This is a genomic window from Pseudomonas sp. HP_08 (assembly GCF_055284095.1).
Window position 1 is genome coordinate 143,275 of the sequence record NZ_JBTOQC010000009.1, and the last position, 20,625, is coordinate 163,899.

At 62.5% G+C, this 20,625-nt stretch carries 22 protein-coding genes; 7 read left to right on the plus strand and 15 right to left on the minus strand.

The features are described 5' to 3' along the window. Positions 1–26 precede the first annotated feature (26 nt). The 3 genes from holA to ACYAS9_RS10135 all read left to right on the plus strand — a co-directional run bounded on the left by holA (position 27) and on the right by ACYAS9_RS10135 (position 2,730). A complete protein-coding gene (gene holA / locus ACYAS9_RS10125; RefSeq protein WP_463568149.1) occupies positions 27–1,067 on the plus strand; it encodes a DNA polymerase III subunit delta in 1,041 nt (346 codons plus the stop codon). Positions 1,068–1,160: 93 nt separating this feature from the next. Continuing rightward, complete coding sequence (gene arfA, locus ACYAS9_RS10130) at positions 1,161–1,316, plus strand: alternative ribosome rescue factor ArfA (protein ID WP_056841874.1); 156 nt, start codon at positions 1,161–1,163, stop codon at positions 1,314–1,316. 82 nt (positions 1,317–1,398) lie between these two features. Next, positions 1,399–2,730, plus strand: coding sequence for a lytic murein transglycosylase (locus ACYAS9_RS10135; protein ID WP_463568150.1), 1,332 nt, complete (start codon positions 1,399–1,401; stop codon positions 2,728–2,730). A gap of 72 nt (positions 2,731–2,802) precedes the next feature. On the opposite strand, the gene lipA is transcribed toward ACYAS9_RS10135, so the two are convergent. From lipA to ACYAS9_RS10195, 12 genes are all read right to left on the minus strand, one after another. Beyond that, the gene (lipA, locus tag ACYAS9_RS10140) at positions 2,803–3,810 is read right to left on the minus strand and encodes a lipoyl synthase (RefSeq protein ID WP_463568151.1); all 1,008 of its coding nucleotides are present in this window, start codon (positions 3,808–3,810) and stop codon (positions 2,803–2,805) included. A 1-nt stretch (position 3,811) separates the two neighbouring features. Further along, a complete protein-coding gene (gene lipB / locus ACYAS9_RS10145) occupies positions 3,812–4,459 on the minus strand; it encodes a lipoyl(octanoyl) transferase LipB (RefSeq protein ID WP_463568152.1) in 648 nt (215 codons plus the stop codon). Then, complete coding sequence (locus tag ACYAS9_RS10150) at positions 4,459–4,734, minus strand: DUF493 domain-containing protein (RefSeq protein ID WP_459744207.1); 276 nt, start codon at positions 4,732–4,734, stop codon at positions 4,459–4,461. The genes lipB and ACYAS9_RS10150 overlap by 1 nt, the downstream gene beginning before the upstream one ends. A 93-nt stretch (positions 4,735–4,827) precedes the next feature. Further along, the gene (locus ACYAS9_RS10155; RefSeq protein WP_463568153.1) at positions 4,828–5,988 is read right to left on the minus strand and encodes a D-alanyl-D-alanine carboxypeptidase family protein; all 1,161 of its coding nucleotides are present in this window, start codon (positions 5,986–5,988) and stop codon (positions 4,828–4,830) included. 212 nt (positions 5,989–6,200) lie between these two features. Next, positions 6,201–7,205, minus strand: coding sequence for a septal ring lytic transglycosylase RlpA family protein (locus ACYAS9_RS10160; protein WP_463568154.1), 1,005 nt, complete (start codon positions 7,203–7,205; stop codon positions 6,201–6,203). Next, complete coding sequence (gene mltB / locus ACYAS9_RS10165; RefSeq protein ID WP_463568155.1) at positions 7,205–8,212, minus strand: lytic murein transglycosylase B; 1,008 nt, start codon at positions 8,210–8,212, stop codon at positions 7,205–7,207. The genes ACYAS9_RS10160 and mltB overlap by 1 nt, the downstream gene beginning before the upstream one ends. Before the next feature lie 17 nt (positions 8,213–8,229). Further along, a complete protein-coding gene (gene rodA / locus ACYAS9_RS10170; protein ID WP_463568189.1) occupies positions 8,230–9,333 on the minus strand; it encodes a rod shape-determining protein RodA in 1,104 nt (367 codons plus the stop codon). A gap of 31 nt (positions 9,334–9,364) precedes the next feature. Then, positions 9,365–11,284 (minus strand): penicillin-binding protein 2, encoded by a 1,920-nt coding sequence (gene mrdA, locus ACYAS9_RS10175; RefSeq protein WP_463568156.1) that lies wholly within the window; start codon positions 11,282–11,284, stop codon positions 9,365–9,367. A gap of 12 nt (positions 11,285–11,296) precedes the next feature. Further along, positions 11,297–11,764, minus strand: coding sequence for a 23S rRNA (pseudouridine(1915)-N(3))-methyltransferase RlmH (gene rlmH / locus ACYAS9_RS10180; protein ID WP_463568157.1), 468 nt, complete (start codon positions 11,762–11,764; stop codon positions 11,297–11,299). A gap of 8 nt (positions 11,765–11,772) precedes the next feature. After that, the gene (rsfS, locus tag ACYAS9_RS10185; RefSeq protein WP_463568158.1) at positions 11,773–12,159 is read right to left on the minus strand and encodes a ribosome silencing factor; all 387 of its coding nucleotides are present in this window, start codon (positions 12,157–12,159) and stop codon (positions 11,773–11,775) included. 57 nt (positions 12,160–12,216) lie between these two features. After that, positions 12,217–12,876 (minus strand): nicotinate-nucleotide adenylyltransferase, encoded by a 660-nt coding sequence (gene nadD, locus ACYAS9_RS10190; RefSeq protein WP_463568190.1) that lies wholly within the window; start codon positions 12,874–12,876, stop codon positions 12,217–12,219. 22 nt (positions 12,877–12,898) lie between these two features. Further along, positions 12,899–14,170, minus strand: coding sequence for a glutamate-5-semialdehyde dehydrogenase (locus ACYAS9_RS10195; RefSeq protein WP_463568159.1), 1,272 nt, complete (start codon positions 14,168–14,170; stop codon positions 12,899–12,901). 277 nt (positions 14,171–14,447) lie between these two features. Here ACYAS9_RS10195 and ACYAS9_RS10200 point away from each other — a divergent pair, with 277 nt between their 5' ends. Together ACYAS9_RS10200 and ACYAS9_RS10205 are read left to right on the plus strand one after the other, a co-directional pair. After that, positions 14,448–15,119, plus strand: a complete 672-nt coding sequence (locus tag ACYAS9_RS10200) for a DNA-3-methyladenine glycosylase (protein WP_463568160.1) — start codon at positions 14,448–14,450, stop codon at positions 15,117–15,119. A gap of 2 nt (positions 15,120–15,121) precedes the next feature. Then, positions 15,122–16,438 (plus strand): bifunctional DedA family/phosphatase PAP2 family protein, encoded by a 1,317-nt coding sequence (locus tag ACYAS9_RS10205; protein ID WP_463568161.1) that lies wholly within the window; start codon positions 15,122–15,124, stop codon positions 16,436–16,438. Positions 16,439–16,456: 18 nt separating this feature from the next. On the opposite strand, the gene ACYAS9_RS10210 is transcribed toward ACYAS9_RS10205, so the two are convergent. From ACYAS9_RS10210 to ACYAS9_RS10220, 3 genes are read right to left on the minus strand one after another with little or no spacing between them, the layout of a single operon-like run. Continuing rightward, positions 16,457–17,041, minus strand: a complete 585-nt coding sequence (locus ACYAS9_RS10210) for an LON peptidase substrate-binding domain-containing protein (protein ID WP_463568162.1) — start codon at positions 17,039–17,041, stop codon at positions 16,457–16,459. An 11-nt stretch (positions 17,042–17,052) separates the two neighbouring features. Then, positions 17,053–17,769, minus strand: coding sequence for an LrgB family protein (locus tag ACYAS9_RS10215; RefSeq protein WP_463568163.1), 717 nt, complete (start codon positions 17,767–17,769; stop codon positions 17,053–17,055). Further along, the gene (locus ACYAS9_RS10220) at positions 17,766–18,128 is read right to left on the minus strand and encodes a CidA/LrgA family protein (protein WP_463568164.1); all 363 of its coding nucleotides are present in this window, start codon (positions 18,126–18,128) and stop codon (positions 17,766–17,768) included. The genes ACYAS9_RS10215 and ACYAS9_RS10220 overlap by 4 nt, the downstream gene beginning before the upstream one ends. 164 nt (positions 18,129–18,292) lie before the next feature. On the opposite strand from ACYAS9_RS10220, the gene ACYAS9_RS10225 reads away from it, so the two are divergent. Further along, a complete protein-coding gene (locus ACYAS9_RS10225; protein ID WP_463568165.1) occupies positions 18,293–18,748 on the plus strand; it encodes a MaoC family dehydratase in 456 nt (151 codons plus the stop codon). A gap of 144 nt (positions 18,749–18,892) precedes the next feature. Next, the gene (locus tag ACYAS9_RS10230) at positions 18,893–20,617 is read left to right on the plus strand and encodes a C13 family peptidase (protein WP_463568166.1); all 1,725 of its coding nucleotides are present in this window, start codon (positions 18,893–18,895) and stop codon (positions 20,615–20,617) included. Positions 20,618–20,625: the final 8 nt, after the last annotated feature.

A 20,625-nucleotide genomic window follows, 5' to 3' on the forward strand; every position in this document is an offset into this window, starting at 1 on the left:
TTGCTGGCCCCGATCGCCGGCCCGCCATGAAACTCGCTCCCGCTCAACTCGGCAAACACCTGCAAGGCACGCTCGCACCGGTCTATATCGTCAGTGGCGATGACCCGTTGCTGTGTCAGGAGGCCGCTGACGCCATCCGTGCAGCCGCTCGCCAGCAAGGCTTCGACGAACGCCAGGTGTTCAGCGCCGACGCCAGCTTCGACTGGGGCACACTGCTCCAGGCCGGCGCCAGCCTGTCGCTGTTTGCCGAACGGCGCCTGCTGGAACTGCGCCTGCCTTCGGGCAAGCCTGGCGACAAGGGCGCTGCGGCGCTGATCGAATACTGCTCGCGCCCTGCCGAAGACACGTTGCTGCTGATCAGCCTGCCCAAGCTCGATGGCAGCGCGCAGAAGACCAAGTGGGGCAAGGCGCTGGTCGACGGCGCGCACTGCCAGTTCATTCAGATCTGGCCGGTGGATGCCAATCAGTTGCCGCAATGGATTCGTCAGCGCCTGTCCCAGGCAGGGCTGGCCGCGACCCAGGACGCAGTAGAGCTGATCGCGGCGCGCGTCGAAGGCAACCTGCTGGCCGCCGCGCAGGAAATCGAAAAGCTCAAGCTGATGGCCGAAGACGGGCAGATTACCGTCGAGACGGTGCAAGCGGCGGTGGCCGACAGTGCGCGCTTCGATGTGTTTGGCCTGACCGACGCCGTGCTGGCAGGCGATGCCGCGCATGCCCTGCGCATTCTTGAAGGCCTGCGCGGCGAAGGCGTGGAAACGCCGGTGATTCTCTGGGCCTTGACCCGTGAGCTGCGCTCGCTGGCCACCATGGCGATGCAGTACAGCCAGGGCATTCCACTGGACAAGGTGTTCAGCTCGGCCCGCCCGCCGATCTGGGACAAGCGCAAACCGCTGATGAGCAAGGCCTTGCAGCGTATGTCCAGCAAGCGCTGGAACCAGTTGCTGCTCGATGCCCAACAGATCGATGCGCAAATCAAGGGCCAGGCGCCCGGCTCGCCCTGGAGCAGCCTGGCGCAGCTGGCATTAATGATGGCAGGCCAACGGCTGCAATTGCCGGCGCAACGATAGTCGGGACCGCAAAACCCATAGCACAGGTCTATTGGACACAGCCAGCGCAAGGCTTGATGATGCGCACCGCACACACCCGCGGGGATTATCGCCATGAGCAAGAACAAGCGGCCCAACAAGGCCAAATCCATCATCGCCCAGCCATTGTTCCGAAGCCGCCAGGAACGCCCGGCCAAGGGCAAAGGCAGCTACCGCCGCGAAGCCTTCCAGTCGAAAGACCGGGAGGCTTTTTACTTTATGGCAGCTTGATAATTGTCGTTACTTTCGCAGCCCCTGCAACTTGGCTGGCGTGTTAAGGTCTGCATCTAACGGTATTTGCCTGGACCCCAGCATGCACTTCTGTTTTACCCAACGCTGGCCACTGCGCCAGTTGATCGCCGCCTCCAGCCTTATTGCTCTGGTTGCCTGCGCTGAAAAGCCCACCGCGGCCGATGCCACCCCACTTCCGAACAGCAAGTTACCCGCTGCGACTACGGTAGCCACCCCCACGGCGCCGCTGGCAGTGGACGATGCTCTGGCGATCCAGCCGACCGTAAGTTTCAGCGAGTGGCAAGCAGGCTTTCGCAATCAGGCCTTGCAGGCCGGTATCCGCGCCGATGTCTTCGACAACGCATTTGCCGGCGTAACCCCGGACATGAGCGTGGTCAAGGCTGACCGCAGCCAGCCTGAATTCAGCCGCCCGGTGTGGGAGTATCTGGACAACGCCATTTCCAATGCCCGTGTACGCAAAGGCCAGGCGCTGCTGACCCAGTACGCTGGCGAATTGCAGGCCATTGAACAGCGCTATAACGTCGACCGCCAGACCCTGGTTGCCATCTGGGGCATGGAAAGTAACTTCGGCCAGTTCCAGGGCAGCCAGTCGGTGATCCGCTCGCTGGCCACGCTGGCGTATGAAGGCCGTCGGCCGGGCTTTGCCCAGAGCCAGTTGCTGGCCGCCCTGAGCATCATCCAGCAAGGCGATATCAGCGCCGACCGGATGATCGGCTCCTGGGCCGGCGCCATGGGCCAGACCCAGTTCATGCCGACCACCTACAACACCCACGCCGTGGACTTTGACGGCGATGGCCGCCGCGATATCTGGAGCAGCCCCAGCGATGCCCTGGCCTCGGCCGCGCATTACCTGCAAAGCTCGGGCTGGCAACGTGGCCAGCCGTGGGGCTATGAAGTGGTCCTGGCCAGCGGCTTCGACTATGCCCTGGCCGATCCTTCGATTCGTAAAACCCTGGCGCAATGGCAGGAACTGGGCCTGAAGCTGCCCGACGGCACGCCGCTGCCGCCGGCTGCCAGCCAGCAACAAGCCTCGCTGTTGCTGCCTGCCGGTTACCGTGGTCCGGCCTTTCTGGTACTGGACAACTTCCGCGCGATCCTCAAGTACAACAACTCAAGCTCCTATGCCATGGCAATCAGCATGCTGGGTGATCGCTTCAAGGGCTCAGGGTTTGTCGTCGGCAGCTGGCCACGCACCGATCTGCCGCTCAGTCGTTCCGAGCGCATCGAGTTGCAGACGCTGCTCAGCGCCCGTCAGTACGACGCTGGCGCGCCGGACGGGATCATCGGCACCAACACGCGCAAGGCGATCCGTAGCGCGCAGCAATCGCTGGGCTGGCCAGCCGACGGCTACCCGACCCATGAATTGCTGAACAGCCTGCGTCAGTCGCAATAGCGGCCGTTTTCTGCAAGGCATAAAAAACGGGCCGGATATCACTATCCGGCCCGTTTTTGTTTCAGCCTTGAATCAGAGCGCTTTCTTGGCGATCTTGGCCTGCTCGTCGGCGTGGTACGAAGAACGCACCAGCGGCCCGGACGCCACGTTCTTGAAGCCCATGCGGTAGCCTTCTTCGGCGAACCAGGCAAAGGTGTCCGGGTGCACGAAGCGCTGCACCGGCAGGTGGTTGCGCGACGGTTGCAGGTACTGGCCCAGGGTCAGCATGTCGATGTCGTGCTCGCGCATGCGCTGCATGACTTCGATGACTTCTTCGTCGGTTTCGCCAAGGCCCAGCATCAGGCCGGACTTGGTCGGTACGTGCGGGACCATCTGCTTGAAGCGTTGCAGCAGGGTCAGCGACCACTGGTAATCCGAACCCGGACGCGCAGCCTTGTACAGGCGCGGCACGGTTTCCAGGTTGTGGTTGAACACATCCGGTGGCTCGGCAGCGGTGATTTCCAGCGCAACGTCCATGCGCCCACGGTAGTCCGGCACCAGGGTTTCGAGCTGCACGTTGGGTGACAGCGCACGGATTTCACGGATGCAGTCGGCAAAGTGCTGGGCACCGCCGTCACGCAGGTCATCGCGGTCCACCGAGGTGATGACCACGTACTTGAGGCGCAAGTCGGCGATCGCTACAGCCAGGTTGTGCGGCTCCTGGGTATCCAGAGGCTTCGGACGGCCATGGCCGACGTCGCAGAACGGACAGCGACGGGTGCAGATGTCACCCATGATCATGAAGGTCGCGGTGCCGCCGGAGAAGCACTCGCCCAGGTTCGGGCAGGACGCTTCTTCGCAGACGCTGTGCAGCTTGTGCTTGCGCAGCAGTTGCTTGACGCGGTCGACTTCCGGCGAAACCGGGATGCGCACGCGAATCCAGTCAGGTTTTTTCGGCAGTTCGACGGTTGGAATGATCTTGACCGGGATACGTGCGACTTTTTCCGCGCCACGCAGCTTTACACCTGCTTCGACTTTAGGGCGGGGCGCGCGCTCGGAAATATCCAGCGTCGGGATCAGGGTTTGCACGGTTTCAGTCATATCAGTCTATTCCGCCCGTAAGGGTCGCCTGCTCTGCATAGTCGAGGTGTTTGACGAGCTGCGCACGCAGCCGGGCACTTACCTCGGCAAATTCTATTGACCCTGCATGCTCACTCAGCTGGGTCATCGTCAGCCCTGCATACCCGCAGGGGTTGATGCGCTGGAACGGCGCCAGGTCCATGTCGACGTTCAGCGCCAGACCATGAAAGGAGCAACCGTTGCGAATGCGCAGGCCGAGGGAGGCAATTTTCGCCCCCTCGACATAGACACCCGGCGCGTCGGCCTTGGCCGCCGCCTGGACACCATAGCTGCCCAGCAAATCGATCAGGCTGTTCTCGATGCGCGTCACCAGGTCTCGCACGCCACAGCCTTTGCGCCGGACATCGAGCAACAGGTACGCCACCAGTTGGCCGGGACCATGATAAGTCACCTGGCCACCACGATCGACCTGTACGACAGGAATATCGCCCGGCAGCAATAAATGCTCGGGCTTTCCGGACTGGCCCTGGGTGAACACCGGCGGGTGCTGCACCAGCCAGACTTCGTCGCCGGCCTCGCGCCCACGGGTGTCGGTGAAGCGTTGCATCGCATGCCAGGCCTGTTGGTACTCGACCAGACCCAGCTCGCGAATGCCCAGAACATCGCCCATCAAAGCACCATGTGCACGAAACCCGTCGCGCGCAGGGCGCTATTGATATCGCGCAGCTGATCCTCGCCCGTGGCGATGATGTGCAACTGGACAGTGGTGTACTTGCCGTTGCTGCTCTGGCGCTCGGCCAGGGTAGTGACATCCACCTCGGCATGCGCCTTGAGGATCTCAAGCACGTTGCTGGTGAACCCGACGCCAGTGTCGCCGATCACTTTGATCGGGTAGTCGGCGCAAGGAAATTCGATTTTTGGCGGTTGTACATCAGTATCGGTCATGGCAGTAAAGGTCTCACAAGCCGTGACGACGGACACGCGGCCCGTCCAGATCATGGACGGGCCGCGAGAGAGTCGGCATTGATTTCTGGGTTGTCAGCTGAACAAGCCGGAGAAGAACAGGCGAATGCTATCCCACGCGCGGCGGAAAAAGCCACCCTCCTCGACGCTTTCCAGAGCGATGAGGTCAGCGGTGTGCACCACTTTGTCTTCCATGCGCACTTCAACCTTGCCGATTACATCGCCTTTGGCGATGGGGGCTACCAGTTGCGGGTTCATGGTCATGCTGGCCGACAGCTTCTTCATCTGCCCTTTAGGCATGGTCAGGCTCAGATCGTCGGCAAGGCCAGCCTTGACCTGACGGGTAGCGCCTTTCCAGACCGGTGCCTGGGCCAGCTCTGCGCCCTTCTGATAGAAGTTCTGGGTTTCGAAGAAACGGAAACCGTAAGTCAGCAGCTTCTGGGTTTCAGCAGCGCGGGCCTGCTCACTGTTGGTGCCGAACACCACGGCGATCAGGCGCATGCCGTCACGTACGGCCGAAGACACCAGGCAGTAGCCGGCCTCGTCGGTGTGGCCGGTTTTCAGACCGTCAACGGTCTTGTCGCGCCACAGCAGCAGGTTGCGGTTGGGCTGCTTGATGCCGTTCCAGAAAAACTCTTTCTGCGAATAGATCGCGTAGTGCGCCGGGTCTTCATGAATGATTGCCCGTGCCAGCTTGGCCATGTCGTGCGCCGAGGAGTAGTGCTCCGGGTTCGGCAGGCCGGTGGGGTTCATGAAGTGGGTGTTGGTCAGCCCCAGATCGGCGGCGGTCTTGTTCATCATGTCGGCGAATGCATCTTCGCTGCCGGCGATGTGCTCGGCAATCGCCACGCTGGCGTCGTTGCCCGACTGGATGATGACGCCATGCAGCAGGTCGCTGACGCTGACCTGGCTGCCGACCTTGATGAACATCCGCGAGCCGCCGGTGCGCCAGGAGTTCTCGCTGACGGTTACCGGATCGTTCTCGCCGATCTGGCCGCGACGGATTTCCAGGGTCGCGATGTAGGCCGTCATCAGTTTGGTGAGGCTGGCCGGTGGCAGACGCTGGTCGCTATTGTTCTCAACCAGAACGTTGCCGCTGGCGGCGTCCATCAACACGTAGGATTTGGCGGCCAGTTGGGGTGCAGCCGGTGTCATCTGCTCTACGGCCCAGGCAGTAGGCGTGATCATCAGTGGCACTAGCAGGCACAAACGTTTTGCAAAGGTTGTGATGTTCATCCGTCTCTCGAAATTACTGATGGCAAACATGCCCTCGCGGGCAAAACTCAAGGATCCGGGCAAGGTCACACCTTCCCGATTCCCGTGACGCCAGGTCTGGCCTGGCAGGCAAGAACAAGCTTGCCGATGCACCGTCACCTACTGCTCTGCCCGGCAGGTTAAGGCCTTGGTGCAACACCGGTGCCTGCGGCCATGGCCGCAGGCGACGCGGGTCAATCCGGGGTCACCATGCTGGGCGAACCCAGATTGGCCGACCTGACACTGTCCTGCAATTGCTGGGCTTCACCCTGGGTTGCGACCGGTCCCATCCGCACGCGATAAAGTGTCTGCTGGTTGCGCGCGATCGAACTCACGAACACCGGCGCCCGGACCATCGTGCTCAGCTTGGAGCGCAGCAGTTCCGCAGCATCCGGGTTGGCGAAGGCTCCCACCTGGAGAAACAGCCCAGCGGCTGATCCTGAATCGTTTTTTTTTGCCTCAAGCTGCAGCGGCACGGCAGGCGCGGCATGCTGTTGAGGTGGCGGCGTCCACTGCTCGATGGTGCCGGTCGAGGCGGTGATCACCGGCGCGGCAGCCTTGGGCGCCACTTGCGGCTGGCTGAGCATCAACGGCGCCTGGCCGCCGCGCTGGTCCCACCATTGCTGCGGGTCGATGCCTTCGACCTTGACCCGTGCGGTGCCGCTTTCGGCGTACCCGAGCTTTTTCGCTGCCGCGTAAGACAGGTCGATGATGCGGTCCGAATAAAACGGCCCACGGTCATTGACGCGCAGTACCACGGTGCGGTTGTTGTCCAGGTTGGTGACCTTCACATACGTCGGCAGCGGCAAGGTCTTGTGCGCGGCACTCATGCCGTACAGGTCATACACCTCGCCATTGGCGGTGTTCTGGCCGTGGAACTTGGTGCCGTACCAGGACGCGGTGCCGGTGGCGACATAACGCCTGCCGTCGTTCATGGGGAAATAGTTCTTGCCCAGTACGGTGTACGGGTTGGCCTTGAAGGCGCCGGTGTGCACGGTCGGCGTGGCGTCGGGAATCTTGGTGATGTCGACATCCCACCACGGCGCCCCGTCCTTGTGGGCACGGTTGATGTCCAGGCCCGGCGTGGCGCGCACGACCGGACCGCTTTTCTGTGGAGAGCGGCTGGGCGACGAGCAGCTGGCCAGTACCAGCCCGAGCCCTACGCATACCAGCAGTTTCAGTGAGGTACTTGCCCGCATTACTTGAGGCCTCGAGCTTGAACCAGGGATTCGGATAACTGATGCACGGCCATGGCGTACATCACGCTGCGGTTATAACGGGTAATGACATAAAAATTATTCAAGCCTATCCAGTATTCAGGGCCTTGGTCACCCTCAAGACGAAAGGCAGTGACCGGCAGGTCGGCGCGCAGCGCATCATGACTTGACCAGCCCAGCGCCCGCAACTCCCCAAGGCTCATGACCGGGTCAAGTCCAGGGCTCAAACCCTTGTCGACCTGCGCGCCCTGGACACTGGCGCGGCTGACCACCGGCTGCCCGGCCGTCCAGCCATGGCGCTTGAAATAACTGGCGACACTTCCAATGGCGTCGTCCGGGTCGGTCCAGATATTGATGTGCCCGTCGCCGTCGAAATCCACGGCATAGGCGCGAAAGCTGCTGGGCATGAACTGCGGCAGGCCCATGGCGCCGGCGTAGGAGCCCTTGATGGTCAGCGGGTCGACCTGCTGCTCGCGAGCCAGCAACAGGTACTCGCGCAGTTCCTTGCGAAAGAAGTCGGCGCGCGGCGGGTAATCGAAGCCCAGCGTGGACAGCGCATCGATCACCCGGTAATTGCCGGTGTTACGGCCAAAGAACGTCTCGACGCCGATGATCGCCACGATGACCTGGGCCGGCACGCCGTATTCACGCTCGGCCCGCGCCAGGGCAGCTTCGTGCTGACGCCAGAAATCCACGCCACGGGCGATGCGCGCCTCGGTGAGGAACATCGGCCGGTATTCCTTCCACGGCTTGACCCGCTCGGCCGGCCGCGAAATGGCGTCGAGAATCGCCTGCTTGCGCTCGACTTCGCGAAAGATGCCCATCAGTTGTTCGCCCGCGAAACCATGATCGCGGGTCATCTGGCCAACGAACTCAGCCACCTGGGGCGAGCCATCATAGGAGCCAGCCATAGCCTCTTGCAGCGAGCCGAGAATTCCCACCAGGCCAACCAGCGGAGCGTAGCGAGCCCAGTTGCGCACTGCTTGCATTGAATTGTTCACCTTGATCAAGTTTGTGCGATCCATTTTCGATGAGTATGAATCGACATCAAAATTCCAAACGCTGACAGTAGCGTCACCAACGAAGTTCCCCCATAGCTAATGAAGGGTAACGGGACGCCTACCACTGGCAGTAAACCGCTGACCATGCCGATATTGACGAACACATAGACAAAGAACGTCATGGTCAGTGCCCCGGCCAGCAGCTTGCCGAACAGGGTCTGGGCCTGGGCGGTAATCACCAGGCCCCGGCCGATCAGCAACAGATAGATGATCAGCAGCGCACAGATGCCGACCAGGCCGAATTCTTCGCCAAGTACCGCGATGATGAAGTCGGTGTGGCTTTCCGGCAGAAAGTCCAGGTGTGACTGGGTGCCCAGCAGCCAGCCCTTGCCGAACACGCCGCCGGAGCCGATGGCCGCCTTGGACTGAATGATGTTCCAGCCGGTGCCCAGCGGGTCGCTCTCGGGGTCGAGAAACGTCAGTACGCGCTGCTTCTGGTAGTCATGCATGAAGAAGAACCACATCACCACAGCAGCCGGCACCGCAGCGGCCAGCACGCTGATGATCCAGCGCCAGCGCAAGCCGGCCATGAACAGCACGAACGCACCGGAGGCCAGGATCAGCAGCGAAGTGCCGAGGTCCGGCTGGCGCACGATCAGGACAAAGGGCACGCCGATCAGCGCCAGGCTGACGGCCACATGCTTGAGCTGCGGCGGCAAGGTGCGCTTGGACAGGTACCAGGCGATGGTCGCCGGCATCAGAATCTTCAGGAATTCCGAGGGCTGGAAGCGGATAACCCCGGGAATGTTGATCCAGCGGGTCGCACCCATGGCGTTGTGGCCCATGATATCGACCACCAGCAGCAGGATCACCCCGATCACATAGCCGACCGGCACCCAACGGGCCATGAAGCGCGGCTCGAACTGGGCAATGATCACCATGGCGATCATGCCCAGACCAAAGGAGCTGGCTTGCTTGAGCAGCAGGTCCCAGTTCTTGCCGCTGGCCGAATACAGGACGAACAGGCTGCCGGCCGCCAGTATCAGCAGCAGCACCAGCAAAGGGCCGTCGATATGAATACGTTGCAGAAAGGTCGCGCGGCGACGCATGACGTCTTCGCTGGACAGGATACGGTCGAAATTACTCTTCACGGGCAGCGGCCTCTGCGGTCGGCGCGCTGCCGCGCTCAGGGTTGAGGGAGCCTGCATATTCGGGCTTGAGATGGCCGTTCTGGTCGAGCAGCCAGGCATCCATGACCTGACGGACCACAGGGGCGGCGACGCCGGAACCGGACTCGCCGTTCTCGACCATCACCGCCACCACGATCTTGGGATTGTCGGCCGGTGCAAAGCCGACGAACAGGGCGTGGTCGCGATGGCGCTCCTGGACCTTGGTACGGTCGTATTTTTCGCCCTGCTTGATCGCTACCACCTGCGCCGTACCGCTCTTGCCGGCAATCCGGTATTGCGCACCGACTGCCGCCTTGCGCGCAGTACCGCGTGCGCCGTGCATCACTTCCTGCATGCCATGGTTGACCCGCGCCCAGTTGTTGGGATCGCGCAGGAGGATGTCCGGCATCGGATTGGGGTCGACCGGCGGTTCGCCTTCGATGGTCTTGGCCAGGTGCGGACGAATCCACTTGCCCTTGCTGGCCACCAGCGCAGTGGCCTGGGCCAGTTGCAGCGGCGTGGCCTGCATATAGCCCTGGCCGATACCCAGAATCAGGGTTTCGCCGGGGAACCAGGCCTGGCGGCGCGTGGTGCGCTTCCATTCGCGGGACGGCATCAGGCCCGGCGACTCTTCGAACATGTCCAGCGAGACTTTCTGGCCGATACCGAACTTGTTCATGTAGGTCGACAGCTTGTCGATGCCCAGCTTGTGCGCCAGGTCATAGAAGTAGGTGTCGTTGGACCGCATAATCGCGGTATCGAGGTCGACCCAGCCGTCACCGGAGCGGTTCCAGTTACGGTACTTGTGGTCATAGTTGGGCAACTGGTAGTAACCGGGGTCGAACACCCGCGATCCTGGCGTCACCGCGCCGCCATCGAGGCCGGCGATGGCCACCGCAGGCTTGATGGTCGAACCCGGCGGGTACAGGCCGCGCAGGATACGGTTGAACAGCGGCCGGTCGATGGAATCGCGCAGCTCGGCATAGGCCTTGAAGCTGATGCCGGTCACGAACAGGTTCGGGTCAAAGCTCGGCGCACTGACCATGGCCAGCACTTCGCCGGTGTTCGGGTCCAGGGCCACCACGGCACCGCGGCGACCGCCGAGTGCAGCTTCGGCGGCTTCCTGCAGGTGGATGTCGAGGCTCAGGACAATGTCCTTGCCCGGCACCGGGTCGGTGCGCTTGAGCACGCGCAATACGCGACCGCGAGCGTTGGTTTCGACCTCTTCGTAGCCGACCTGACCGTGCAGTTCGTTCTCATAGAAGCGCTCGATGCCGGTCTTGCCGATATGGTGCGTGCCGCTGTAGGCAACCGGGTCGAGGCTCTTGAGCTCTTTCTCGTTGATGCGCCCCACATACCCGACCGAGTGCGCAAAGTGCGCGCCCTGCGGGTAATGCCGGACCAGTTGCGCGACCACTTCGACACCGGGCAGGCGGAACTGATTGACCGCCACCAGGGCGATCTGCTCTTCGGTCAACTCAAAGAGGATCGGCACCGGCTCGAACGGCCGACGCCCCTGCTTCATGCGTTTTTCGAAGATCGCGCGGTCATCGGGGCTCAGTTGCAGCACCTCGACGATGGTGTCGAGCACGCCGGCCCAATCACCGGCCCGCTCGCGGGTCATGCTCAGGCTGAAACTGGGCCGGTTGTCGGCCACCACCAGACCATTACGGTCGTAGATCAGGCCGCGACTGGGCGGAATCGGCTGGACATGAACCCGGTTGTTCTCCGACAGCGTCGAGTGGTAGTCGTACTGAATGACCTGCAGGTAGTACAGGCGGGCAATCAGTACACAGACCAGCAGCATGATGGCCACGGCCCCGACCACGACACGGCTGCGCACCAGGCGTGCGTCTTTCTCGTGGTCTTTGAGGCGGATCGGCTGGGACATTGGGAGGGCGAACTACTTGTGGTAAGGGTGCCCGGACAGAACTGTCCAGGCGCGGTAGATCTGTTCGCCGATCAGGATGCGCACCAGCGGATGCGGCAAAGTCAGCGGCGACAACGACCAGCGCTGTTCGCTGCGCGCGCAGACCTCCGGCGCCAGCCCTTCCGGGCCGCCGACCATGAGGTTAACGGTGCGCGCATCCAGGCGCCAGCGGTCCAGCTCACTCGCCAGTTGCTCGGTGCTCCAGGGCTTGCCCTGTACTTCAAGCGTGACGATACGCTCGCCCGGCTGCACCTTGGCCAGCATGGCTTCGCCTTCCTGACGGATCAGGCGCGCCACGTCGGCGTTCTTGCCACGGGTATTGAGCGGTATCTCGACCAGTTCCAGAGCAAGCTCCGAAGGCAGGCGCTTGGCGTACTCGTGCCAGCCCTCTTCGACCCACTTGGGCATGCGCGAGCCAACGGCAATCAGGCGTATACGCACGACCAGGCTTATTCGAAGCCTGGAGTGTGGTGTGCGGCGCTGGCAGCGCGGCTTTGCTCGGCACCCTGCCACAGGCGCTCAAGGTCGTAGAACTGACGGGCGGCGGCGGTCATCACGTGAACCACGACATCGCCCAGGTCCAGCAGCACCCAGTCGCTGTCGCCCTTGCCTTCTTCGCTCAGCGGTTGCACGCCGGCGGCCTTGACCTTTTCACGGACGCTGTCGACCAGTGCGTTGAGCTGGCGGTTGGAGGTACCGGTGCAGATCAGCATGTAGTCGGCGATGCTGGTCTTGTCGCGCACGTTGATCGCAAGGATGTCAGTGCCTTTTACATCTTCCAGAGCGGCGGTAGCCAACTGGACGACTTCTTCACTGTTCAATTTCTGTTTGCTCATAAAAAACTCATTCACTCATCAATGTGGACGCCCCCTGGGACTTGCCGTGCAAGTCGCCTAGGAGGCTCCATCGGTATTCGGCGCACGGTACAGCCCGTGTGCTTCGATATAGGCCAGAACCGCATCGGGTACCAGAAAGCGTACCGATCGGCCGTCGGCCAGTAATTGGCGGATCTGGGTGGCAGACACCGACAACGGGGTCTGCCAGACAAACGTAATGTTCCCGCCGGGCCCTTGCAGGGCCGTCGGGTCGCTGACCGCCCGCGCCGCCAGCAGATCGCGCAAGGCTTCGGGCGGCTCGCTGTCCGCATCCGGACGTTGCAGCACCACAATGTGGCAATAATCGAGCAACTGTTCCCAGCGGTACCAGGCCGGCAGGCTGCAGAATGCATCCCAGCCCAGCAGCAGAAACAGTTGATCTGCGGGGTCCATCCCGCTGCGCATCGACTCCAGGGTGTCGAGGGTGTACGACGGCTTGTCGCGCAAAAGCTCGCGGTCATCCACCGTCAGCGGCGCGACCCCGGCCACCGCGCAACGCACCATGGCCAGCCGGTCCTGAGCCGACACGTTCGGCAGCTCGCGATGCGGCGGCCGGGCGCTGGGCGTCAGGCGCAACTCATCGAGACCCAGCAGTTCGGCAACCTCGAGGGCGCCACGCAGATGACCGATATGCACCGGGTCAAACGTGCCGCCCAACATGCCGATACGCCTGGACAAGGCTGGCGCGGATTCGCTCAAATCAGACCGGCTCCTGTCCGCGCAACTGGCCATCGCCGATCACGATGTATTTCTCGCAGGTCAGGCCTTCAAGACCAACCGGGCCACGGGCGTGCAGCTTGTCGGTGGAAATGCCGATCTCGGCACCCAACCCGTACTCGAAACCGTCGGCAAAGCAGGTTGGCGCGTTGACCATCACCGAGCTGGAGTCGACTTCGGCCATGAAGCGCCGGATCTGCCCCTGATGCTCGGAAACGATGCCGTCGCTGTGGTGCGAGCCGTAATGGTTGATGTGCTCGATGGCCTCATCAAGACTGGCCACCACACGGATCGACAGGATCGGCGCCAGGTATTCGGTGTGCCAGTCTTCTTCGCTGGCCGGCAGCGCCTCGATCAAGGCGCGGGTACGCTCGCAGCCGCGCAGCTCGACGCCCTTTTCACGCAGTTGCGCGGCCATCGGCGGCAGAAAATCGGCCGCGACCGCCTGGTCGACCAGCAGGGTTTCCATCGCGCCACAGATACCGTAACGGTAAGTCTTGGCGTTGAACGCGATTTGCTGGCCCTTGCTCAGGTCGGCGTGGGCACTGATATAAATATGGCAGATGCCGTCCAGGTGCTTGATGACCGGCACACGGGCATCGCGGCTGATGCGCTCGATCAGGCCCTTGCCGCCACGCGGCACGATCACGTCGACAAACTCGGGCATGGTGATCAGCGCGCCGACGGCGGCGCGATCGGTGGTTTCGACCACTTGCACCACACCGGCCGGCAGACCGGCGTCGGTCAGGCCACGGGCGATGCAGGCGGCGATGGCACGGTTGGAGTGAATGGCCTCTGAGCCGCCACGCAGAATGGTCGCGTTGCCGGACTTCAGGCACAGACTGGCGGCATCGATGGTCACGTTCGGCCGCGATTCATAAATGATGCCGACCACACCCAGCGGTACGCGCATCTTGCCGACCTGAATACCCGAGGGCCGATGACTCATGTCGCGGATCGCGCCCACCGGGTCCGGCAGACTGGCAACCTGACGCAGCCCGACGATCATGCTGTCGATGCGTGCGGGGGTCAGGGCCAGGCGATCGAGCAGCGCCGCGTCCAGGCCATTGGCCTGACCATTGGCAAGGTCTTGCTCGTTGGCGGCAGACAGCTCGGCACGGGCGGCGTCCAGCGCAGCGGCGGTGGCCAGCAGGGCGCGGTTCTTCTGCGCAGTACTGGCCCGGCCGATCACACGCGATGCTTGGCGGGCAGCCGTGCCCAGGCGGGTCATGTAGTCAAGAACAGACTCAGTCATGGTCTCAAGAGGTCTTGGCAAAGAGGAAAGCGGTCGATTATAGCTGTCGGGCCGCCCGAACGACAGCGCAGACAGGCGGATGGTCGACATCCTTGTAAAATCTTCATCAACACCGTGTCTCGCAGGCCTGACAGCCGGCCCGTTGCCAGCCAGGCCATGCCTTGTCATTTCCAGAAACAACAAAGCGGGCGGAACACAAGGATTGAGCTGCATTCCAAACGTTGCTTGCTATGATTCTGCGCCTTGTCACTGCCCCGAACCTTCAGACGTGCCTTTTATGCCCAACGCCCTGCCCGACAGCTTCTTCAACCGCGATGCACAGGTATTGGCCCGCGACCTGCTGGGCAAGGTCATTCGCCACAAGGTCGGCGAGCTGTGGCTGGCCGCGCGCATCATCGAGACCGAGGCGTATTACCTGGCCGAAAAAGGCAGCCATGCCTCTCTGGGCTATACCGAAAAGCGCAAGGCGCTGTTTCTTGATGGCGGGCATATCTACATGTATTACGCACGCGGTGGCGACTCGCTGAACTTCAGCGCCGAAGGGCCCGGCAATGCGGTGCTGATCAAGTCCGGCATGCCGTGGGTCGACGCCTTCAGCGATGCCAACGCCCTGGCGCAGATGCAACTGAACAACCCCGATGCCAGCGGCGCCCTGCGCGACCCGACGCGGCTGTGCGCCGGGCAGACACTGCTGTGCAAGGCCATGGGCCTGAAAGTGCCGGTGTGGGATGCAAGGCGTTTCGACCCTGACCGTTTGTTCGTCGAGGACGTCGGTCTGCGCCCTGCGCGCATTATTCAAACCACTCGCCTGGGCATTCCTGCCGGGCGCGATGAGCAACTGATGTACCGCTTCGTCGATGCCGAACAGGCACGGTGGTGCACACGGAACCCACTGCGTCGCGGTCAGGTCGAAGGCCGCGATTACTTTTATCTGAATCAAGGAACCTGACCATGGGTCACTGGCTTGACGGCATCACCGGCTGGCTGACGGCCAACCCTTCCTGGGTGGCGGTGGCGATTTTTGTCGTGGCGTTTGTTGAATGCGTGGCGATTGCCGGGATCGTGGTCCCTGGCACGATATTGATGTTCGCCATCGCCGCACTGGCGGGCAGCGGCATCCTGCCGTTGAGCGAGGTGCTGTTGCTGGGCGTGCTGGGCGGATTGCTGGGCGATCTGGTGTCGTACTACCTCGGTCGGCATTTTCACCAGAACATCCGCCGCCTGCCGGGCCTGCGTTCGCACCCGGAGTGGATGACCGGCGCCGAGGCCTATTTCCAGCGTTACGGGATTGCCAGCCTGCTGGTCGGGCGCTTCATCGGGCCGCTGCGGCCGATGCTGCCGATGATCGCCGGCATGTGCGACATGCCGTTCATACGCTTTCTCGCGGTCAGCATTGTGGCCGCCATCGGCTGGTCGATTGCTTATCTGCTGCCGGGCTGGGCGACCGGGGCGGCGATTCGCCTGCCGTTGCCAGAAGGTTTCTGGACCGAAGCGGCGGTGGTCGGCGCAGGTCTCGCGATCCTGTTCGGCCTGAGCATCCAGTGCAGCCTGCGTCAGCAGCGCTACGCCACCAAGCTGATCAGCGGCCTGTGCCTGTTGGTCATGGCGGCGTTGTTCGTCGGCTGGCCGCACCTGGACCGCTTCGACCAGGGCCTGATGACCCTGGTACAGGAGCATCGCAGCGAGACGGCGCAGAATATCGTGCTGCTGGTGACCAGCATCGGTGATTTCAGAACCCAGTTGCTGGCAGCCATCGTGGTGATCGTCGCGCTGCTGATCGCCCGCCAGTGGCGCCATGCTGCCTTCGCGCTGATGACCTTGCTGGGCACCGCAGTGGCCAACGGCACGCTCAAGGCGCTGTTCGCCCGCGCCCGCCCCGAGGTGCTGCTCGACCCGTTGACCAGCTACAGCATGCCCAGTGGCCATAGCTCGGCAGCCTTTGCGCTGTTCATGACCCTGGCGGTGCTGGCCGGGCGCAATCAGCCGGTGCGCTTGCGTCTGGCCTGGCTGGTGCTGGGTGCGATTCCGGCGCTGGCCATCGCCTTGTCACGGGTGTACCTGGGCGTGCACTGGCCGACCGATATCCTGGCCGGGATGATGCTGGCGCTGGGAATCTGTGCCGCCAGCCTGACCCTCATCCAGCACCGCACGCCATTGCCGGCCATGTCGCCACGGGTCTGGTGGCTGCTGCTACCGGCCGTGACGGCGCTGCTGGGCGGTTTTGCCGTGCATGCGCTGTCGCATGCGGTGTTGCGTTACCAGTATTGATAACGCGCGGGGGCGGCTTTACGCGTCGCCCTGAATATCATCGAGCAGCGTCTGGATCGCATCCAGACGCTCTTCGGGGTCATCGATTTCCAGCAGGTCGATCTTGTCCTGCTCGCTGAACGGCAGCAGGTAAGCCAACTGATTGGCCAGCGATTGCTGGCCCTCGGCATTCAGGCCCATGTTCAGTGAAGCGACCATGGGATGTTCGGCCAATGCTTGCAGCAGCGCCACAAGATCGGCGTCCTCTTCCTGCAAGGGTCGCTCGTGTTGCTCTTCAAGCCATTGCACCTCGGCGACCAGCAACTGGTCGCGCTGCACCTCGGCACTGTTCACCCGAAAACGCCGCCCGCCTTCGACGCGAATGCCAAGCAAGCCGTTGTCCTGCTGCTGAAAGTCGCGCACCAGTGCCTCGCAGCCGATCAGTGAATAACTGCCCGGCGCCGGGCCGACTTCACGGCCTTCGGTAATGCACACGATGCCGAAACTTTCGCCGCGCTTCATGCACCGGCCGATCATGTCCAGATAGCGTGCCTCGAACAGTTGCAGGTCCAGCACACACCCCGGAAACAGCACCGCATTGAGCGGGAACAGCGGCAACGTCATGACACACTCCCTCAAACAACCAAAGACACCGCCAGTGGCAGGCACAATGCCGTCGCCACACCCATCAGGCTCATGGCCAGCGCCGCAAACGCGCCGGTTTCTTCACCTTCCTGCAACGCCAGCGAGGTGCCCACCGCATGCGCGGTCAGACCCAGCGCCATACCGCGCGCGGCTGGATGGTTGACCCTGGCCAGCGACAACAGTGCCGGGCCGCAGATCGCGCCCAGCACACCGGTAATCAACACGAACACTGCCGCAAGACCCGCAACGCCGCCCATTTGCTCAGCCACCAGCATGGCGATCGGCGAGGTCACCGACTTGGGCGCCAGGGTCATCAGGATCATGTGATCGACGCCCAGCAATACGCCCAGCAGCAGACAGGCGCCGGTGGCGAACACACCGCCCAGCACCAGCGTAGTCAAGGTTGGCCAGAACAACTGACGAATCCGGCGCAGATTCAGGTACAGCGGCACAGCCAGCGCCACCGTAGCGGGCCCCAACAGTACGCCGAGAATTTCGGTGCTTTTACGGTATTCGCTGTAATCGATTGCGCACGCCAGCAAAATGCCGATCAACACCAGCATCGACAGCAGCACCGGCTGCAGGAACAGCCAGCGGGTTCGCTCGTAGGCGGCAATGGCCAGTTGATAAGCGGCCAGCGTAATGCCGATGCCGAACAGCGGATGGTGAATCACCGAGACCCAGGCGCCGTGCCAGTCCAGAGTCATGACGGCTCCTTGCGACGCGCCTGACGCTCGGCGAGTTTTTGCATCAACACGCCGACAAACACCATCGACAGCGCCAGCGACACCACCAGCGTGCCACTGATGGCCCAGAAATCCTCGGCGATAGCGCCGGCATACGCCATCACGCCCACTGCCGGCGGCACCAGCAGCAGCGGCAGATAACGCAGCAGGCTGCTGGCGGCCACGCTGATCGGCTCGTCCACCTCGCCGCGCACCAGCAGAAATACCAGCAGCAGGATCATGCCGATGATCGGGCCGGGCAGGATCGATATGAGCAGATGATTGAGCGCAGTCCCCAGCAACTGGAACAACACCAGTGCCGTCAGTCCTCGTAGCAGCATGCTTACTCCGGCAGATGACCTATTTCGCGGTGGGCATTATAAGCACGAGAGGCGCCAGGCTATAGACCACCATCGATGCACCTTGCCGGACTTGACCAACCGGCCAGGCTCTGCTGATCTTCAGCGGCCTTTATCAATGCATCACGCCTCAAGGAGAGAGAAACATGCCTTACGTACCGGTAGCCCAACTGAGCGACTATGTGGGTCAGGACCTGGGACATTCCGACTGGCTGACCATCGAACAGGATCGCATCGACCTGTTCGCCGAGGCCACCGGCGATTTTCAGTTCATCCATGTCGACCCGGTCAAGGCCGCGCAAACACCCTTTGGCGGCACCATCGCCCATGGTTTTCTGTCGCTGTCGCTGATTCCCAAGCTGATGGGTGACCTGTTGGTATTGCCCGAAGGCCTGAAGATGGTCGTCAACTATGGCCTGGACAGCGTGCGTTTCATCCAGCCGGTGGCGGTCGGCTCGCGGGTGCGACTGCATTTGAAACTCACGGATGTATCCGAAAAGAAACCCGGCCAATGGCTGCTCAAAGGCACGGTGACCCTGGAAATCGAAGGCCAGGACAAGCCGGCCTACGTCGCCGAGCCTCTGACGCTGTGCTTCGTGTAACGTCCACAGACATGAAACAGTCGCTACTGACTGTTTCGCCGCCCTGACACGCTGCGGCATACTCGCGCCTGTTGTATCGCACTTCCGTGCGCCTGGCTCTGTCCGGCGCACACCTCCCGGATTCATACCTCGTCGAGACCTGACATGCGCGCGCTTGCACCCTTGGCATTGACCCTTCTGATCGCTGGCTGCGGAGACGGCGAATCCCTGCTGCCGCCCGATGGCCGCCTGCCGGACGGTGGTCGCTATCGGGGCGAACTGGTCAATGGCCTGCTGCAAGGCCAGGGCCGTATCGATTACCCCAATGGCAGTTGGTACGCCGGCCAGTTCGACAACGGCCAATGGCATGGCCAGGGCGAGTGGCACGCCAGCAACGGCGATGTGTACAAAGGTGGCTTCGAGCAGGGGCTGTTCAATGGCCAGGGCAGCCTGACCACCCACAACGGCAGTTATGTCGGCGGCTTCAAAAAGGGCCGTCGCGACGGCGAAGGCACGCTCAAGGAAAAAGGCGTGCTGTATCGCGGCCAGTTCAAGTCTGACCTCTACGACGGCTCGGGACGCCTGGAGCTGGATGACGGCAGCCAGTATCAGGGCCAGTTCGTCAAGGGCAAGCCCGACGGCGAAGGGGTGCGCAGCGATGCCAATGGCAATCAGTTCAGCGGCCGCTTCGTTGCTGGCCAGTTGCAGGGCATTGGCACCTTTACCAGTGCCGAGGGCGATCAGTACCTGGGCAACTTTCATGACAACCAGCTCGACGGTAAAGGCCGCTACGAGAACAGCGAAGGCGATGTCTGGAGCGGTCAGTTCAAGAATGGCGCATTCACCGGCAAGGGCGAGCTGATCGGTGCCGACGGCAGCCGCTACGAGGGCGAATTCAATAACTGGCGCTTCATGGGTGAAGGCCGCCTGCGCCTGGCCGATGGCAGTACCTTTGTCGGCGGCTTCGCCAATGACACCTATCAAGGCGCCGGTGTACTGACCCAGGCCGACGGTCGCGTGCAACGAGGTGTGTGGGCCAATGGCCAAAGAGTGCGCGACGAACAGGGCAACTTGCTGCCCGACAGCCTGGAAACCGGCCTGCTGGCACAGGGCGCATTGCTCGACAGCGCCCTGAAAGCGGTGCCGGCCTCGACGCCGGCAGTGGAGCTGTACAGCCTGGTTGTGGGCGGCGATGGCAAGCAGAGCGTGTTCATGCGTGAAGCCGACTACGTCAGCAACCTGCTGAAAACGCGCTTCGGCGCGCATGGCCAGGTAAGCCTGGTCAACCATCGCGACCAGATGCAGAACCGCCCGCTGGCCACGCGCGAAACCATCAGCCGCGCGGTGCAGACCCTGGCCCAGCGCAGTGGCCCTGAAGACCTGATTTTCATCTACCTGACCAGCCACGGCACCCACGACCATGAGCTGGTCCTGGACCAGCCGCGCCTGTCGCTGTCGGACCTGCCCGCCGACGAGTTGGCGGTGCTCATGGCGCCACTGAAAAACCGCGACAAGGTCGTGGTGATCTCGGCCTGCTATTCGGGCGGGTTCATCGCACCGCTCAAAGACGAGCGCACCTTGGTAATCACCGCTTCACGGGCCGACCGAGTATCGTTCGGCTGCTCTGAAGAGGCGGACTTCACCTATTTCGGCGACGCACTATTTGCCAAGGCGCTGGTCGAAACAGATGACTTGAAACAAGCGTTCGAACACGCCAGCGCCTATGTCGCCCAGCGTGAGATCGAAGACAATTTCGAGGCTTCCGAACCGCAGATCTGGGCACCAAAGGGGGTAATCGCCCGCTGGCAATTGTTGCGCAAGCAGCAAGCAGAACGCGCACTGACCACGACGCTGACACGCAAGGACGCAAAAACCTCCAGTAGCCGCTAGCAACCGGG

What these genes read in the sequence shown, in the direction of transcription:
- holA (WP_463568149.1), top strand. Translation starts at nt 27, where the DNA reads ATGAAACTCGCTCCCGCTCAACTCGGCAAACACCTGCAAGGCACGCTC.
- arfA (WP_056841874.1), top strand. Translation starts at nt 1,161, where the DNA reads ATGAGCAAGAACAAGCGGCCCAACAAGGCCAAATCCATCATCGCCCAG.
- ACYAS9_RS10135 (WP_463568150.1), top strand. Translation starts at nt 1,399, where the DNA reads ATGCACTTCTGTTTTACCCAACGCTGGCCACTGCGCCAGTTGATCGCC.
- lipA (WP_463568151.1), bottom strand. Translation starts at nt 3,810, where the DNA reads ATGACTGAAACCGTGCAAACCCTGATCCCGACGCTGGATATTTCCGAG.
- lipB (WP_463568152.1), bottom strand. Translation starts at nt 4,459, where the DNA reads ATGGGCGATGTTCTGGGCATTCGCGAGCTGGGTCTGGTCGAGTACCAA.
- ACYAS9_RS10150 (WP_459744207.1), bottom strand. Translation starts at nt 4,734, where the DNA reads ATGACCGATACTGATGTACAACCGCCAAAAATCGAATTTCCTTGCGCC.
- ACYAS9_RS10155 (WP_463568153.1), bottom strand. Translation starts at nt 5,988, where the DNA reads ATGAACATCACAACCTTTGCAAAACGTTTGTGCCTGCTAGTGCCACTG.
- ACYAS9_RS10160 (WP_463568154.1), bottom strand. Translation starts at nt 7,205, where the DNA reads ATGCGGGCAAGTACCTCACTGAAACTGCTGGTATGCGTAGGGCTCGGG.
- mltB (WP_463568155.1), bottom strand. Translation starts at nt 8,212, where the DNA reads ATGCAAGCAGTGCGCAACTGGGCTCGCTACGCTCCGCTGGTTGGCCTG.
- rodA (WP_463568189.1), bottom strand. Translation starts at nt 9,333, where the DNA reads ATGCGTCGCCGCGCGACCTTTCTGCAACGTATTCATATCGACGGCCCT.
- mrdA (WP_463568156.1), bottom strand. Translation starts at nt 11,284, where the DNA reads ATGTCCCAGCCGATCCGCCTCAAAGACCACGAGAAAGACGCACGCCTG.
- rsfS (WP_463568158.1), bottom strand. Translation starts at nt 12,159, where the DNA reads ATGAGCAAACAGAAATTGAACAGTGAAGAAGTCGTCCAGTTGGCTACC.
- ACYAS9_RS10195 (WP_463568159.1), bottom strand. Translation starts at nt 14,170, where the DNA reads ATGACTGAGTCTGTTCTTGACTACATGACCCGCCTGGGCACGGCTGCC.
- ACYAS9_RS10200 (WP_463568160.1), top strand. Translation starts at nt 14,448, where the DNA reads ATGCCCAACGCCCTGCCCGACAGCTTCTTCAACCGCGATGCACAGGTA.
- ACYAS9_RS10205 (WP_463568161.1), top strand. Translation starts at nt 15,122, where the DNA reads ATGGGTCACTGGCTTGACGGCATCACCGGCTGGCTGACGGCCAACCCT.
- ACYAS9_RS10210 (WP_463568162.1), bottom strand. Translation starts at nt 17,041, where the DNA reads ATGACGTTGCCGCTGTTCCCGCTCAATGCGGTGCTGTTTCCGGGGTGT.
- ACYAS9_RS10215 (WP_463568163.1), bottom strand. Translation starts at nt 17,769, where the DNA reads ATGACTCTGGACTGGCACGGCGCCTGGGTCTCGGTGATTCACCATCCG.
- ACYAS9_RS10220 (WP_463568164.1), bottom strand. Translation starts at nt 18,128, where the DNA reads ATGCTGCTACGAGGACTGACGGCACTGGTGTTGTTCCAGTTGCTGGGG.
- ACYAS9_RS10225 (WP_463568165.1), top strand. Translation starts at nt 18,293, where the DNA reads ATGCCTTACGTACCGGTAGCCCAACTGAGCGACTATGTGGGTCAGGAC.
- ACYAS9_RS10230 (WP_463568166.1), top strand. Translation starts at nt 18,893, where the DNA reads ATGCGCGCGCTTGCACCCTTGGCATTGACCCTTCTGATCGCTGGCTGC.